The 16,054-nt window shown below is 72.1% G+C and carries 14 protein-coding genes; 8 read left to right on the top strand and 6 right to left on the bottom strand.

Annotation, left to right across the window (positions count from 1 at the left end; translation table 11 throughout):
* From kdpB to ACNF49_RS15040, 3 genes are all read left to right on the top strand, one after another.
* Positions 1-2,106 (top strand): potassium-transporting ATPase subunit KdpB, encoded by a 2,106-nt coding sequence (gene kdpB / locus ACNF49_RS15050; protein WP_482944085.1) that lies wholly within the window; start codon positions 1-3, stop codon positions 2,104-2,106.
* On the top strand, positions 2,107-2,931 hold the full coding sequence (locus ACNF49_RS15045) for a potassium-transporting ATPase subunit C (protein ID WP_357972555.1): 825 nt from the start codon (positions 2,107-2,109) through the stop codon (positions 2,929-2,931).
* Between the two features lie 61 nt (positions 2,932-2,992).
* Positions 2,993-5,467 carry an ATP-binding protein gene (locus ACNF49_RS15040; protein WP_482945533.1) on the top strand — a complete coding sequence of 825 codons (2,475 nt, stop codon included), beginning with the start codon at positions 2,993-2,995 and terminating at the stop codon, positions 5,465-5,467.
* Between the two features lie 120 nt (positions 5,468-5,587).
* On the opposite strand, the gene ACNF49_RS15035 is transcribed toward ACNF49_RS15040, so the two are convergent.
* Positions 5,588-6,436: an NlpC/P60 family protein gene (locus ACNF49_RS15035; protein WP_482944084.1), complete on the bottom strand. Its 849-nt coding sequence runs from the start codon at positions 6,434-6,436 to the stop codon at positions 5,588-5,590.
* Between the two features lie 407 nt (positions 6,437-6,843).
* Between ACNF49_RS15035 and ACNF49_RS15030 the strand changes: the two genes are divergently transcribed.
* The 3 genes from ACNF49_RS15030 (at position 6,844) to ACNF49_RS15020 (ending at position 10,660) form a co-directional block, all read left to right on the top strand.
* Entirely contained in the window at positions 6,844-7,485 is a 642-nt protein-coding gene (locus ACNF49_RS15030) for a hypothetical protein (RefSeq protein WP_498702461.1), read from the top strand.
* 127 nt (positions 7,486-7,612) lie between these two features.
* Entirely contained in the window at positions 7,613-9,241 is a 1,629-nt protein-coding gene (locus tag ACNF49_RS15025; RefSeq protein WP_498702459.1) for a serine/threonine protein kinase, read from the top strand.
* Between the two features lie 153 nt (positions 9,242-9,394).
* Positions 9,395-10,660 (top strand): glycoside hydrolase family 16 protein, encoded by a 1,266-nt coding sequence (locus tag ACNF49_RS15020; protein ID WP_357972569.1) that lies wholly within the window; start codon positions 9,395-9,397, stop codon positions 10,658-10,660.
* Positions 10,661-10,736: 76 nt separating this feature from the next.
* Here ACNF49_RS15020 and ACNF49_RS15015 read toward each other — a convergent pair whose 3' ends face one another.
* The 4 genes from ACNF49_RS15015 to ACNF49_RS15000 all read right to left on the bottom strand — a co-directional run bounded on the left by ACNF49_RS15015 (position 10,737) and on the right by ACNF49_RS15000 (position 13,687).
* Positions 10,737-11,189: a MarR family winged helix-turn-helix transcriptional regulator gene (locus ACNF49_RS15015; protein ID WP_482944082.1), complete on the bottom strand. Its 453-nt coding sequence runs from the start codon at positions 11,187-11,189 to the stop codon at positions 10,737-10,739.
* A gap of 66 nt (positions 11,190-11,255) precedes the next feature.
* Positions 11,256-11,870, bottom strand: coding sequence for a hypothetical protein (locus ACNF49_RS15010; protein ID WP_482944081.1), 615 nt, complete (start codon positions 11,868-11,870; stop codon positions 11,256-11,258).
* 132 nt (positions 11,871-12,002) lie between these two features.
* On the bottom strand, positions 12,003-12,641 hold the full coding sequence (locus tag ACNF49_RS15005) for a response regulator transcription factor (protein WP_482944080.1): 639 nt from the start codon (positions 12,639-12,641) through the stop codon (positions 12,003-12,005).
* Positions 12,638-13,687 (bottom strand): sensor histidine kinase, encoded by a 1,050-nt coding sequence (locus tag ACNF49_RS15000; protein WP_482944079.1) that lies wholly within the window; start codon positions 13,685-13,687, stop codon positions 12,638-12,640. Before ACNF49_RS15000 ends, ACNF49_RS15005 begins: the two co-directional genes overlap by 4 nt.
* 88 nt (positions 13,688-13,775) lie before the next feature.
* On the opposite strand from ACNF49_RS15000, the gene ACNF49_RS14995 reads away from it, so the two are divergent.
* Positions 13,776-14,426: a hypothetical protein gene (locus ACNF49_RS14995; protein WP_482944078.1), complete on the top strand. Its 651-nt coding sequence runs from the start codon at positions 13,776-13,778 to the stop codon at positions 14,424-14,426.
* Here the strand turns inward: ACNF49_RS14995 and ACNF49_RS14990 are convergent.
* Entirely contained in the window at positions 14,404-15,528 is a 1,125-nt protein-coding gene (locus tag ACNF49_RS14990) for an FAD-dependent oxidoreductase (protein ID WP_482944077.1), read from the bottom strand. The two genes, ACNF49_RS14995 and ACNF49_RS14990, sit on opposite strands and share 23 nt — an antisense overlap.
* Before the next feature lie 63 nt (positions 15,529-15,591).
* On the opposite strand from ACNF49_RS14990, the gene ACNF49_RS14985 reads away from it, so the two are divergent.
* Positions 15,592-16,044 (top strand): MarR family winged helix-turn-helix transcriptional regulator, encoded by a 453-nt coding sequence (locus tag ACNF49_RS14985; RefSeq protein ID WP_357972590.1) that lies wholly within the window; start codon positions 15,592-15,594, stop codon positions 16,042-16,044.
* Positions 16,045-16,054 lie beyond the last annotated feature (10 nt).

Raw genomic sequence — 16,054 nt, 5'->3', positions numbered from 1 at the left:
ATGTCAACCCCCGTACTGGACAAACCCTCCCCCGCGCGGCGGGACGGCCGCGTGGGTGGCGGCCTGCTGGACCCCCGGCAGCTCGTCAGGTCCCTCCCCGACGCGGTCAAAAAGCTGAACCCGGCCACGCTGTGGCGCAACCCCGTCATGCTGATCGTCGAGGTCGGCGCGGTGTTCACCACCGTCCTGGCGATCGTCGAGCCGTCGTTCTTCGCCTGGGCGACCGTCGTGTGGCTGTGGCTGACGGTGATCTTCGCCAACCTGGCCGAGGCCGTCGCGGAAGGGCGCGGCAAGGCGCAGGCGGCGACGCTGCGCAAGGCCAAGACCGACACCCGGGCCCGCCGCCTGCGCGGCGACGCCGAGGGCGGCTGGGACACGGTCGGCGCGCCCGAGCTGCGGCAGGGCGACCTGGTGGTGGTCGAGGCCGGCGAGGTCATCCCCGGCGACGGCGACGTGGTCGAGGGCATCGCCTCGGTGGACGAGTCGGCCATCACCGGCGAGTCCGCGCCCGTCATCCGCGAGTCGGGCGGCGACCGCTCGGCGGTGACCGGCGGCACGAAGGTGCTCTCCGACCGGATCGTCGTCAGGATCACCCAGAAGCCCGGCGAGAGCTTCGTCGACCGCATGATCGCCCTGGTCGAGGGCGCCGACCGGCAGAAGACGCCCAACGAGATCGCGCTCAACATCCTGCTGGCCGCCCTGACGGTCGTCTTCCTGGTCGCCACCGTGACCATGCAGCCGCTGGCCGTCTACTCCAAGCAGATCAACCCCGGCGTCCCCGACTCGCTCGCGCTCGACGCGGACGGCGTCACCGGCATCGTCCTGGTCTCGCTGCTGGTCTGCCTGATCCCCACCACGATCGGGGCGCTGCTGTCGGCCATCGGCATCGCCGGCATGGACCGTCTTGTGCAGCGCAACGTCCTGGCCATGTCCGGCCGCGCGGTGGAGGCGGCCGGTGACGTGTCCACGCTGCTGCTGGACAAGACCGGCACGATCACGCTGGGCAACCGGCAGGCGGCCGAGTTCGTCCCCGTGGACGGGATCACCGAGGCCGAGCTCGCCGAGGCCGCCCAGCTCTCCAGCCTCGCCGACGAGACCCCCGAGGGCCGCTCGATCGTGGTGTTCGCCAAGGAGCGGTACGGCCTGCGCGAGCGCGAGATCCACGGCGCCGAATGGGTGCAGTTCACCGCCCAGACCCGCATGTCCGGCGTGAACCTGGACGGCCGCGAGGTCCGCAAGGGCGCGGCCACAACGGTCATGAAGTGGGTGCGCGACAACGGCGGCCACCCCACCGACGACGTCGGCCACATCGTGGACGGCATCTCCGCCTCCGGCGGCACCCCGCTGGTCGTGGCCGAACGGAGCCGCGTGCTCGGCGTCATCCACCTCAAGGACGTCGTCAAGCAGGGCATGCGCGAACGCTTCGACGAGATGCGCCGCATGGGCATCCGCACCGTCATGATCACCGGCGACAACCCGCTCACCGCCAAGGCCATCGCCGACGAGGCCGGCGTGGACGACTTCCTGGCCGAGGCCACCCCCGAGGACAAGCTCGCCCTGATCAGGAAGGAGCAGGAGGGCGGCCGCCTGGTCGCGATGACCGGCGACGGCACCAACGACGCCCCCGCCCTGGCCCAGTCGGACGTCGGCGTGGCCATGAACACCGGCACCTCGGCCGCCAAGGAGGCCGGGAACATGGTCGACCTGGACTCCAACCCGACCAAGCTCATCGAGATCGTCGAGATCGGCAAGCAGCTGCTGATCACGCGGGGCGCGCTGACCACGTTCTCGATCGCCAACGACATCGCGAAGTACTTCGCGATCATCCCGGCCATGTTCGCGGCCGTCTACCCCGGCCTGGACGCGCTCAACGTCATGCGCCTGTCCAGCCCCCAGTCCGCGATCCTGGCCGCGGTGATCTTCAACGCGCTGGTCATCGTCGCGTTGATCCCGCTGGCGCTCCGAGGCGTCCGGTACCGGCCGTCCAGCGCGTCCAAGCTGCTCTCGCGCAACCTGTACGTCTACGGCCTGGGCGGCATCGTCGCCCCCTTCATCGGTATCAAGATCATCGACCTGTTGATCCAGTTCCTTCCGGGGATGTCATAAATGGAACGCCTGCCAAGCCTGCTCCGCCGGCACCTCGCCGCCCTGCGCGCCGTCGCCGTCCTGACCGCGTTGCTCGGCATCATCTACCCGCTGGTCACCACCGGGGTCGCCCAGGCGCTGTTCAACGGCCGGGCCAACGGCTCGATCGTCGACGGCGGCCACGGCAGCGCCCTGATCGGCCAGTCCTTCACCGACAAGGACGGCAATCCGGTCAGGACGTACTTCCAGTCCCGCCCGTCGGCCGCCGGCGACGGCTACGACCCGACCTCGTCCGGCGCGAGCAACCTGGGCCCCGAGGACGTCGTGGACACGCTGCCGGTCGCGGGTGCGGAGGGCCGGCAGTCGCTGCTCACCCAGGTCTGCGCCCGTTCCAAGGCGGCCGGCGAGCTGGAGGGCGTCAGCGGCGCCCGCCCGTACTGCACCCCGGACGGGGTCGGCGCGGTGCTCAAGGTCTTCCCCGACCGGGCCGTCAGCGTCAACCAGGCCTGCCCGGCCACTCCGTTCGTCGCGACCTATCAGGGCAGGCGGGTGGAATGTGCCAAGCCGGGTGAGGACTACGCCGCCGGGCGCACCGTCCCCGTCCGGGGGAACGCGACGGCGGTCGTCCCCGCCGACGCGGTGACCGCGAGCGGCTCCGGCCTCGACCCGCACATCTCCGTCGCCTACGCCGACCTCCAGGCGCCCCGCGTCGCCAGGGAACGCGGCCTCGACCGGGCCGAGGTCGAACGGCTCGTCAAGGAGCACACCACCGGCCGCGTCCTCGGCTTCATGGGCGAGCCTGCGGTGAACGTGCTCGAACTCAACCTCGCGCTCGACAAGGCATGAGGTGAGGGGCCGGTTGCGGGTCTACCTCGGGGCGGCGCCCGGGGTCGGCAAGACGTACGCGATGCTCGGCGAGGGCCGCCGCGCGCGGGAACGCGGCCGGGACGTGGTCGTGGGCCTGGTCGAGACCCACGGCCGCCCCCGCACCGCCGCCCTCCTGGAGGGCATGGAGATCGTCCCGCGCCGGACCGTCGTCCACCGCGGGGCCACCTTCACCGAGCTCGACGTGGACGCCGTCATCGCCCGCCGGCCGAAGGTGGCGCTGATCGACGAGCTGGCCCACACCAACGTGCCCGGCTCGAAGAACGTCAAGCGCTGGCAGGACGTCGACGAGATCCTGGACGCCGGCATCGACGTCGTCTCCACGGTGAACGTCCAGCACCTGGAGTCGGTCAACGACGTCGTCCAGGAGATCACCGGCGTGCCGCAGCGCGAGACCGTGCCCGACGAGGTGGTGCGCCGCGCCGACCAGATCGAGCTGGTGGACATGTCACCGGAGGCGCTGCGCCGCCGCATGGCGCACGGCAACGTGTACGCGCCCGAGAAGGTCAGCGCCGCCATGTCGAACTACTTCCGCGTCGGCAACCTCACCGCGCTGCGCGAACTCGCGCTGCTGTGGGTAGCCGGCAAGGTGGACGACCAGCTCGACCGCTACCGCGCCGATCACGGCATCGCCACCACCTGGGAGACCCGCGAGCGGGTGGTGGTCGCCCTGACCGGCGGCCCCGAGGGCGACACACTGGTCCGCCGGGCCGCCCGCATCGCCGCCCGCACCAAGGGCGCCGACCTGCTGGCGGTGCACGTCACCAGCGCCGACGGGCTGGCCGGCGCCGACCCGGCCAGCCTGGCCCGCCAGCGCACGCTGGTGGAGGACATGGGCGGCAGCTACCACCAGGTCGTCGGCGACGACGTCCCGCGGGCGCTGCTCGACTTCGCGCGCGGCGTCAACGCCACCCAGCTTGTCCTCGGCGCCTCGCGCAGGGGGCGGTTCGCGCAGGTCCTCTCCCGGGGCGTCGGCGTGGAGACCACCGCCCGGTCCGGCTCGATCGACGTCCACATGATCACGCACGAGGAGGCCAAGCAGGGACGCCGAAGGCCCGCCCGCACGCGCGCCGCGCTCACCCGCACCCGGCGGGCGAGCGGCTGGGCGCTGGCGGTGGCCGGGATGCCGCTGCTGACGGCCGCGCTGGCGCCGTTCCGCGACATGTTGTCGCTGCCCAGCGAGATCCTGTTCTTCCTGTGCCTGACCGTCGGGGTGGCCCTGGTGGGCGGCATGTGGCCGGCCATCACCGCGGCCGTCGGCGGTTCGCTGCTGCTCAACTGGTTCTTCACCGCGCCGGTCGGCGAGTTCACCATCGCCGCCCCGGAGAACCTGTTCGCGCTGGTCGTGTTCGTGCTGGTGGCGGCGGCGGTGAGCACGATCGTGGACATCGCCGCCCGCCGGACGCGAGAGGCCGCGCGGGCCGGCGCCGACGCCGAGCTGCTGTCCACCATGGCCGGACACGTGCTGCGCGGCGAGGCCGCGGTGTCCTCGCTGCTGGAACGTATGCGCGAGACCTTCGGCCTGACCTCCGTCACCCTGCTGGAACGGCGGCCCGAGGCCGCGCGCGTGCCCGACCAGCAGTCCGACCCGGACGCCTGGCGGATCGTCGCCACCTCCGGCGGCGCACCCGCCACCTGCCCAGGACGGTCCGACACCGACGTCGTCATCGACGAGGAACTGGTCCTGGCCGCCAGGGGCGAGCCGCTGGAGGCCGCCGACCGCACGGTGCTGGAGGCGTTCGCCGCCGAGACCGCCGTCGCGCTGCGCCAGGAACGCCTGCAGCAGGAGGCCGAACGCGCCCGCCCGCTCGCCGAGGCCGACCGCATGCGCACCGCGCTGCTGGCCGCCGTCAGCCACGACCTGCGCACGCCGCTCGCCTCCGCCAAGGCCGCCGTCGAGAGCCTGGGCAGCACCGAGGTCGCCTGGTCGGAACGGGACCGGTCCGAGCTGCTCGCCACCGCCGAGGAGTCGCTGGACAAGCTGGACCGGCTGGTGGCGAACCTGCTGGACATGAGCCGCCTGCAGGCGGGCGTGCTCGGGGTGAGCGCGCAGCCGCTGGCGCTCGAAGAGATCGTGCCGCGTGCCATCGACGACCTCGGCCCGCTGCGGGACCGCGTCGAAGGCGACGTCTCCGTCGAGCTGCCCGACGTGCTGGCCGATCCCGCGCTGCTGGAACGCGTCCTGGTCAACCTCATGTCCAACGCCGTGCGCTTCAGCCCGCCCGGCCGGACCGTGCTGATCACCGCGAGCGGGCACGGCGACCACGTCGAGATCCGGGTGATGGATCGCGGCCCCGGCATCCCGCCGGAGGCGCACGACCGCGTCTTCCAGCCGTTCCAGCGGCTCGGCGACCGCGACAACCACTCCGGCGTGGGGCTCGGGCTCGCCCTGTCCCGCGGACTCGCCGAGGCCATGGGCGGCACACTCGTGCCCGACGAGACCCCCGGAGGCGGCCTCACCATGATCCTCACCCTCCCCGCCGCCCCCGGACGGTGAGTTCCTGCCCGGGGCCGGTCAAGTGAGCCCCTGGCAGCGTGGCCAGGGGCTCCATGTGGCGGGCCGGATCACGTTCGTGGCACCGCCGGGCGGACTGTCGGCCGCGGGTGCGCCAAGTTCTCAGGAGTAGCGACGGAAGCCGGTGATCGAGCCCGGGTAGTTGATGGAGTCGTAGCGGACCCCGGTGGCACTGTTGAGCGCATTGATGATCTCGTCGTTGCCGACGTAGATCCCTACGTGGCCAGGCAGGGCACCGTTGTAGAACACCAGGTCACCGGGCTGCAGGCTTGCCCTGCTGACCGCCCAGCCCTGCTGGTACTGGCCCTGGCTGGTGCGGTTCAGGCCGATCCCCACGCTCTCGTAGGCCTTGAGCGAGAGGCCGGAGCAGTCAAAGGCGTTGGGCCCGGTCGCCCCGTAGACGTAAGGCTTGCCGACCTGCCGGCGGGCGAAGGCGACCGCGCCCGCGGCGGCCATCTTGTTGGCTCCTCCGTTCGTGTACGTGGTCCAGAAGGGGCCCGACGCGCCGTAGGCGACCACGTTTCCGTCGTCCTGGATGACCAGCGTCCCACCGCCGGTGGCGTGGCTCCGGCTGGCCCAGACCACGCTGCGATCCGGCCGGTAGATCACCAGGTTGCCGTCGCCCTGGTTGGCGAGGTAGGCGCCGTTGTTCTCGGCGGCGTTGGTGTACGTGGCCCACAGGACGCCGCTCGGCCCGTAGAGTGCGAGGTTGCCGTCACCCTGCATGACGAGCCGGTAGGCGTGGTTGGGTGACTCGATCCAGTCGGTCGAGCCTAAGTTCGTCACGCCGATGCGGTCGCCCCTCGACTGGGCGTCCGCCGGTGACGTGGAGAACACCAGCAGGAACACGCTGAAGGCGGCGAGCAGCGCGGATGTCCCGCGGAGCCGGAAGCGGAGTGCCGCCGGCAGCTTGCCGCCGCCACCGTGTGGGTCGTGTGCCGGGATGTTCATGATTGCTCCTTCGGTTCGTCCGTGCCGTGAGAGGTGGTCTCAGCGGTAGTGAAGGGCGCCCGCCGCCGGCCGGACAGTGCAGCCCCGCACCCGTCCGGCAGGGGTGCCTGCCACGTGATGCCGACCGGAATTTCTCGCGCCGCACAGCCGAATCCCGGCCGGCTTCCGCGTGGAAGTTTTTTCGTTGTTCCGCAACTCGGCGGCGTATACCGGGCGCTATTCTCTGGGTGGCCGGTGGTCGACAAGATTGGCGATCAATCGCCGAAAGGCGGCCCTGCAAGATGGAGAATGCGCAGACCGGCGAGGCACCGGCGCCGGGCGAGCCCGTACTCGTGACGTTCGACGGCGAACAATGGCGAATATCTCGCGGACAGTTGCTGACGTTGGGCCGGAGCCGGGCATGCAATGTGCGTTTCCCGGACGATGATCACCTGTCGCGGCGAGCGGGTTCGCTGATCGTCCTCAACGACTGCGTCCTGATACGCAATGACTCACACCACAAACCGCTCGTCGTCCGGCCGCCGGTCGGTGAGGACCGGCTGGTCGAGCCGGGGGCGGCGGTCACGTCACTCCCGTTCCCGACCTTCAGCGTCGTCTTCGCCGGTCGTACCGGCTCGACGGTGACTGTGCGGGTGGACGCCCGTTCGCTGACGCCGGGCGCGGACCGGCGCGGGGACGCGGCGGTGAGCCGCGCGCCCAGGACCGTCACCTCGCCGATGGCGCTGACCAGGGGCCAGCGGCTCGTGCTCGCCGCACTGTGCGAGCCGTTGCTGGTCAGGGCCGGACCACAGGCGGTCCCGGCGACGTACGCGCAGATGGGAAGGCGGCTGGGCCGGCAGCCCCAGTACATCCGCAATGTCGTCAAGTCGCTGCGGGAGAGCCTGTCCGGGCACGGCATCCCGGGCCTGACCACGGACGACAAGGAGATCCCGCACGACGACTTCCGGTGGGCGCTGGCGCGTTGGGCCGTGCGCACCGGTGTCGTCAGAGCGGAGGATCTGCACGCCCTGCCGTCCGAACCCGAGGCCGGCCAGAACGATGGATCCTGACAACGCCCGGCCGGACGACGAGCCGGTCACCCGCGGCGCGCCGGATCCGCCGCATCCAGCGCCCGTCGGCGGCATCCGAGGCGGCGCGCCGAGCAGGATCGGCGTTCCGGCCGACGAGCCCAACGGGTTGTTCGTCGGCCCGCCGGAGGCACCCGACCGGCACGAGTTGCTGGGCGACGGGATACCGGGCGGTGAGGGGATCACCTGGAAGGCCCGCTATCAGGGTGAGCTGACCTCACCGCTCCCGCTGGCGATCAAGCTGCTCAGCCCGCCGCGCGACGCCGGGCCTGATTGGCCCTCAGCGCGTGATCTGCAGCGCTGGCGCGACCATGCCGTGCTGCTGCGACACCTGAAGCTGGACCATGTGGTCCGGCTCGACGAGGTGTTCCTGGGCGCCGCTCCCCATCCCGCCGGAAGCGCGCGAGCGGGGCACGCCCCCTCGACCGAGTCGATGGCGTACCTGGTCATGGAGTGGGTCGAGGGGCCGACGCTGCACGCGCTGCTGGCCGGCGTCCCGGCGAGTGGCGACACGATCCGCCGGCGCCTGGAGTACGTGGCCGAGGCCGGCGAGGCACTTGCCGGCCTCGCCTCCGTGACGCGCTCCGGCGGGAACCCGAGCCTGCACCGGGACGTGAAGCCCACCAACTGCATCGTGCACCCGGAACGTGGCCTGGTGCTCATCGACGTGAGCACCCTGCGGCTCATCGACGACGGGCACGACCTCGCCGGATGGCACACGCCCGCCTACACCGCCCCCGAGGTCCTGGCCGCACCGCAGCTGCCCCGGGCCGTGGCGGCGGACGTCTACTCGCTCGGCGCGCTCGCCTGTTTCTGCCTCACGGGCCAGGACCCGCCGGTCGCTGACGCCGCCGGCGCCTCGGCGCACATCGAGCGCGAGTTGCAGGCCGTGGCCGAGGGCGCCGGAGTGACCGATCCCGGGCGCCTCACGTCGCACGTCCTGACCGCCCTGGACGGCGACGCGTCCCGCCGCCCGGCCGACCTGCGAAGCTGGAGCCGCGGCCTGCTGGAGGCGGCCGTTCTCACAGGTGCCGAGCCGGCGGCCGGCGACTCCGGCGAGCCGGCCGGCGGTGCACCGGTCGACGGCGAGCCGGTCAGTCACCCGACTTCCCCGACGCGGCCACGCCGGCGATGGCCCCCCGTCGTGGTGGCCGCGGCGAGCCTGGTCGTCGCCGCGGGCGGGGCGTTCCTGCCGGGGCTGCTGACACGTACCCCCGGGGCCGGCAACCCCGGTCAGACCGCACCGCCCTCGCTCACCGGCGGCACCGGTACGGCGCCGACGCGCCCCACGCCGAGCCGCACCACCGGCGACGCGGCGAAAGCCACCGGAGCCATCACTTCGCCGGCCGACGGTGCGGGCGTGAAATATTGCTCCTACTTCTCCGGCACCGCCTCGCTGCCGCCCGGCACCACCTTGATCCTGGCGAAGCAGAATATCGTCAACGGCGATCCCACCAAATACGTCGAGGTCGTCTTCGGTTACCGGAATCCCAGCGCGCTGGCCACCTGGAAAGGCGCTCAGTATTTCGGCGGAGAAAACGAGGGCGGCGTGGGACAGGTTTTCCGCATCCAGTTGATCGCGGTGAAACTGGAGCGCGCCGTACGCTTCCACGACACGCAACTCACGGTCGGCGAGGTTCAGGCCCTGGTGAAGTCCGGAACCGTGTTGGCCAGTGTCAAAGTGCACCGGATCGCCGCCGGCGGGACCCCGGACCAGTGCCCCGGGCCACCCGCCTAGATCGCGACCGGGCCTTCTCAGCGGCGGCATCCGGAGCGGTACCCCCAGGAACAGCCCGGCCGACAGTGCAGTCCCGCACTGTCGGCCCGGCCGGTCGCGGCCTTCACTGCTCGAAGGAGCACACGCCGACTTCGAACCGAGTGGGAGTCCGCCATGAAGCATCCCCGTCTCCGGCCGCACCTGACGGCGATCGGCAGCGCCGTCGTGACGCTGGCCTCTGTCATGACCGCCGCAACCCCGCTGCCCGCCGCCGCCACGACCAACGCGTGCACCAACCCGGTGCTGGCCGCCAACCTCAATGGCTGGGGCCCTCTGGACGGCGGCTGGGTCACCCGCGACCCGGTCGGCGACCTGTCCGGGGCGAACTGGGCGTTCGACACCGGCGGACGCTCCTTCTACATGCCGCAACTCGCGGTAACCGCCGGCCAGACCTGGACCTTCTCCGCACAGGACCGGGTCGTGTACGGCTCCGGCACCGCCCGGATCGTGGTCGAGTGGTACGACGACAGTGGTCACTACCTCAGCGAGCAGCCGGGGCCGATCGCCGCTCTGCCGGCCTCCACCGAGACCGGCGGCACGTGGACCCCCGTCACCGCCACGCTCACGGCACCGACCGGCGCCACCTCGGCGCACGTGCTGCAGGAAGGCGACTTCGGCACCGCGACGGGCACCGACTTCAAGGCCACCAAGTGCGACTACCGGCTCGGATCGGCCGCGCCGAGCGACCTCGCGTCGGTCCGCCACGGCTGGGGCACCCCGGTGGCCGGTCAATCCGACGAGTACAACGGGACATCGGTGGACCTGGCCAAGTGGGGCCTGTTCGGCGCCGACCCCGGCCAGTCGACCGGATGCTCGCCGGGCTACAACGGCCACGGTCAGCGATGTGCGTCACAGACCACAGAGGGCGGCGGACACCTGTCGGTCACCGGCACCGCGGACGGCAGGACCGGTGGCCTCTACAGCCGGATGCGACCCTTCAAGTACGGGCGGGTCGAGGTCAGGGAACGTGCGGTGCCGCTGGCCGACAACGGCGGACAGCGATACCACGCGGTGCCGCTGCTGTGGCCGGAGAACGACGCCGACTACCCCCGGGCCGAGATCGACTTCGCCGAACGCGACGTGGCCTCGCCCACCGTCGACCTGTTCGTCCACCATGACGGCACCCAGAGCAACTGCTCGTTCGCCGTGGACTCGACGCAGTTCCACAACTACGCCGTCGACTGGCAGCCGAACTCGGTGAAGTGGTACGTCGACGGCAACCTGATCTGCACGGTCAACGCCGCGATCGACTACTTCAACACCACCAACGGCGGGGCCCAGATGGACATGTTCGCCGCGACCGGCACCTTGATGCGCCCGGCCCGGCAGGACGTCGACTGGATCCGCATGTACGCCACCGCCTACACCCAATACCACTGAGGGCCGCGCGGGGCGGTGCCTCTCGGCGGGCGGCCGGGCCGAGGGCGAGGGGCCATGAGGAGCGATCGCCCGGAGGTCAGTGGCGGGGGCGTGGGGCGGCGGCCGACTGAGCCAGACGGAGCAGCGACAGCAGCGTGGTTCGCTGGTCGTCGTCGAGCACCGAGATGATCGGCGCCCGCTCGAAGAGGCGGCCCAGGAGGCGGCCGCGGAGTTCTCGGCCGGAGTCGGTGAGGACGAGCCGCTTGGCCCTGCGGTCGTCCGGGTCCGGCTCCCGGCGCAGGAAACCGCACTGTTCGAGCGCGTCCGCGATTCCGGTCACGTGGGAGGGCTCGCAGTGCAGCTGGCAGGCTATCTGGCCCATGCGCAGCGGTTGGCCGAGCTGAAGCAGGGTGTGGGCCTGCGGCACGGTGAGACCGACCGCGGCGGCCGTCTCGTCGAAATGTGCCCGCAGGGCGGCGTCCGCGGCGAACAGGCGTTCCACGATCTCCTGGCCCTCGGGGTCCGGCCAATCGATCTCCAGCTCCGCCACGACTCCCCCGCTGCCCACACTGTTTCAGCTCTTGAACTATATGCCCGACGGGCGCGACGCCAGGCGTCACACAGCGGCCGGTACGGCGGGCCCGGCCACGCGGTGCCGGCCGTCGGCCGCACGGGAGGCGCGCGACACCCGGGCCATCGCCAGGAAGGAGACCAGCAGGCAGGCGGCGCCCAGCGGCATGAGGTCCTTCTCCACGAACGGCACCATGACGTCGGCGACCACCAGGACGGGCGTCCACGCCTTGACGCGGCGCTGGACCGCGAGCTGGAGGACCAGGCCGATCTGGGCGACGAAGAACAACATCGGCCCGAAGTCGTAGACCACCTGCTGCACCCCGGGAACCGACTGGACCTGGTCGAAGAGCACGCCCATCGCGGCGTGGTCGGCCGAGCGGAACCCCACGACGATGTCGATGGCGAACTGGGCGATCAACGTGGTGATGCCGACATGTCCGGCGACGGCCAGCCCGGTCGCCAGGCGGCCACGACCGGCCAGCCTGCGCATCTCGTGGAAGGTCACGGCGAAGAACGCCAGGGCGCCGATGAAGGCCAGGTGCCCGGTCGTCCAGGCGAGGCCGGGGCCGCGGCTGCCGTCCAGGCCGTCCAGGATGCGGATGACGCCGTAGGTGAAGGTGAGGACGGGGGCGGCGACGAAGGCGATGCGGGGGTTCATCTCGTTGGCTCCTTAGCGGTGATGACCTCCCTAATCCTGGTTTTCCACGGCCTTACGGACATCGCCGGGACGGGCGAAGTCCCGTCTCGCTCTTGAGTGGGATGCGGGACCTCATCTCCCTCCCGAGAGGGATCATTCCCCGCCCAGGCCGACGAGGCCGAGCTCGTAGGCGAGCACGGCCGCCTGGGTGCGGTCGCGGGCGCCGAGCTTGTCCAGCAGGTTGCCGACGTGTGTCTTGACCGTCTCCCTGGTGACGTGCAGCGCGGCGGCGATCTCCGCGTTGCTTTGCCCGAGCGCGATGTGCCGCAGGACGTCCAGCTCGCGCGGTGTCGGCTCGACGGGCAGTCGCTGGCGGGCGCTGCCCACGTGCGGCGAGGCGATGCGGCGCAGCGCGTCGGGGAAGAGCACCGCGTCGCGCCGGTGCACCAGGCGGACCGCCTCCACCAGCTCGCCGGCGGGCGAACGTTTGAGCACGTAGCCGGCGGCTCCCGCGCGCAGGGCGCCCCAGACGAGCTGGTCGCTCTCGAACGTGGTGACCATGACGACGCGCGTCCTCGGCGAGCGGCGGGCCAGCTCCCGGGTCGCCGCCAGACCGTCCATGACGGGCATGCGGATGTCCATCAGCACGACGTCCGCGCCGGCGCCGGCCGTGACCGCCGCTCGTCCGTCGGCGGCCTCGGCCGTCACCTCGATGTCGTCGTGCAGGCTGAGCATGGTCGCCCAGCCCGAACGGATGAGCTGCTCGTCGTCGGCCAGGACGACCCGGATCACAGCGGCAGGCTCGCCCGGACGCGCCACGTTCCGCCCACCTCCTCCCAGGTGCACGTCCCGCCGGCGAGCCGGGCCCGCATGCGCATGCCGGTCAGGCCGCGCCCCGGCTCCCCCGGCCTGCTCAGGGTCGCGTTGTCCATGGTCAGGGTCAGTTCGGCGGCAGCGGCGACGGTGAGCGTGACCGGGCCGTGCCCGTGCCGCAGGGCGTTGGTGAGCGCCTCCCTGGCGATCGCGAACGCGGCCCGCGAGGTCGCGGGCGACACCTTGCCGAGGTGGCCGACGCTGACCCGGACGTCGAGGCCGCGGGTGAGCGTGCCGAGCGCCTCCAGGGTGGGCGTCCGGCCGGCCGCGCCGTCGTCGAGCACGCTGAGCAGCACGTCGAGCTCCTGCTGGGCGTTGCGGGCGGTGGTCGTCAGGTGGCCGAGCGACTGCGCGGCGAGCTCGGGGGCGGCGCGGCGCAGCGCCGCCTCGGCCGCCATGGCCTGCACCAGGACGACGCTGAGGGCGTGGCCGACGGAGTCGTGCAGTTCCAGGGCGAGCGACTGGCGGCGGTCCAGCTCGTCGATCAGCCGGGACGGCTCAGAACGCAGCAGCCGCCGCGCGACCCAGCGCTGGCCGAGCCCGGCGGTGACCATCGCGGCCAGCACGACGGCGGTGAGCAGCAGCACCTCGGCCACCTGGCCGGGCGCCGCCTGCCACGCCCGCGGCAGCAGCCCGGGGGACAACGCCAGGACGGCCGCGCTGAGCGTCCCGCCGACGTACAGGTGCAGGCTGGTCAGGGCCACCAGGTAGAGGCGGTCACCGCGCTCGGGCACGTCCACGTCGAGCAGGTCCGACAGCGCGATCACCTCCAGACGGCGGGTCAGCGGCAGCAGCGCGAGCAGCACCGAGGCGGGCAGGCACGCCGCCCACAACACCAGCAGGCGGCCCGGCGTCAGCTCGGCCAGGATCGGCAGGCCGAGCCCGGCGGCGACCGGAGCCAGCAGCGCGGCGCCCAGGAACTGGTAGACCCCGGCCCGCACGGCCTGGGCGAGAGGGCGTTTCACGTGGACCGACGTTAGCCGACGCCTCCGTGGCCGCACTCCCCCACCGGGGGGAGGCAGGGCGGCCCGGTCGTTCCTAGCGTGGGGCGCCATGACGAGAACTGATCGTTCGCGCGGCGCCGCGACGCCGCTCCCCGTGGCCGCCGCGACCGCGGGATCGCCGGTGACCGGCGGGCGGCTGCGCACGGTGTGGCGGGCCGCCCACGCGCCGGTGGCCGGGGTGCCCCGCTGGGCGCGGATCGCCGCCTACGCCGTGCCGTTCACCGTGCTGCCGTCCAGCTTCTGGCGGTTGCCCGCGGCGTTCGACCGCGGGATCGGGGTCGGTGAACGGCTGTACGTCGTGTGCCTGTCGATCGTGTCGGAGCTGGTGGCGTTCACCGCCGTCGGGCTGGTGGCCGCGTGGGGTGAGCGGTTTCCCCGCTGGATCCCCGGGTTGCGTGGCCGGCGGGTGCCGCCGCCGGCCGCCGTCGTTCCGGCGGCGTCGGGCGCCGTGCTCCTGACGGTCCTGTGGACGTACGCCTTCGTGACCCAGCTCGCCGGGGTGACCATGCGCGGCGAGCCGATCCCGCCGGACTTCCCCAGCCGGGCGGGCGGCTGGGAGGCCGCGATCTTCGCCGTCTGCTACCTTCCGCTCCTGCTGTGGGGGCCGCTGCTCGCCATCGTCACCTACGCCTACCACCGGCGCCGGAACCCGCGCCCCGGCGTGCCCGCGCCCGCTCTCAGTGGGACAGGGCGGCGGTGAGCCGGTTGCTGAAGCGGGCGAGCAACCCGCTCTGGGACGTCTCGGAGACCATCCGGCCGACGAACGGGGGGATGCGCCAGTTGGCGGGGCTGCGCCTGGCCAGCCTGGACACCAGGTTGACGTGCGGGTAGCGGGCCCGCTCGTAGGCGCGCAGCCGTTGCGCCGGGTCGCCGCCCTTGGCCAGCTCGCGGCCGAGCACCCACACGTCCTCCAGGGTCTGGTTGGCGCCCTGTCCGAGGGTGGGCGGCATGAGGTGGGCGGCGTCGCCTATCAGGGTGACGCGGCCCTTGCCCCACTCCCGGCGCACCTTCTGCCAGTGGTGGCCGAAGAAGTCGAGGTCGGCCTCCGACGCCTGGGCCAGCAGCTCGGGGACGGGCGACGCCCAGTGACCGAAGCGGCGCCGCAGCTCGGCCAGGGGCGCGGCCGGGCGCGGCTCGCCGGGGGCCCAGCGCACGTCGAACCACCACTGGAGCTTGCCGTCACCGGCGGGGATGATCCCGCACGCACCCTCCTTCCCGGTGATCATGAGGTGCAGATGGGTGCGGGCGAGGTCGATGTCGATCCGGCTCAGGGCCTGCCAGGTGCCGAACGTGGCCGTCCGGATGGGGACGTCGCCCCACAACTCGCGCCGGACGGCCGAGTGGTGGCCGTCGGCGCCGATCAGCAGGTCACCGGTGGCCGTCGAGCCGTCGTCGAAGGTCACCGTCACCCCGTCGCCGTCCTGGGTCACGGTCCGGCAGGCCGTGCCGTAGCGGATCAGGTCGCCGGGCAGCCCGTCGGCCAGCCGTTCCAGCAGGAGGCGGCGGGAGATCGACTTGTTCGGGAAACCGTAGAGCGCGGCCGCGTGGGCCATGTCGGAGGTGAGCCGCAGCCGGCCGTCCGCCGTCAGCGCGTCGATCCGGTCGAACCGGCCGCCGACGCCGTCGAGGCTGACACCGAGGTCGTGCAGCACCGCGGCGCCGTTGCTGAAGATGCTCAGCCCGGCGCCGCCCGTCCGCATCGCGGTGGCCTGTTCGTAGATCCGCACCTGGTGCCCGGCGGCGAGCAGGCTGCGCGCGACGGCCAGACCGCCCACGCCGGCGCCGATGACAACAACGTCCATTTTATCTCCAAAACGAAGTTACTTCGATTCAAAGATACATCGCTGTGAAGTACATTGGGGCGAGTGACCGACAACCACCCGGAAGAGGACGTCTACCGCGAGTTCCTGATCGCGGTCATGCTGCACATCGAGGCGATCGCCGACCGGCTCGGCGTGCACCATGTGGACGTGGCCGCGCTCATCCTGCTGGAGATGCGCGGCCCCCTCCCCGTGGGGGCGATCTCCGAGGAGCTGGGGCTTCCGTCCGCGTCCGCCACCCGGCTCATCGACCGCCTGGAGAAGGCCGGCTACGTGCGGCGGGTACGCGGCGAGCGCGACCGGCGCATGGTCACGGTGGAACTGCTGGAAGGCGGCATGGCCGAGTACCACGCCACCCGCATCACCTCCGAGCGGCACCTGGGGCGGATCCGCGGGCAGTACACGCAGGAGCAGGTGCCGTTGATGCTGGGCATCCTCGCCGGCGTCGCCCGCGCCTACCGCTCGGCCACCAGGGAGATACGCGAGCAGTCCGACTGAGGCGCCCCGG

It is taken from the genome of Actinomadura sp. ATCC 39365, from assembly GCF_054392275.1.
This window is presented reverse-complemented; position numbering and strand designations above follow the sequence as displayed.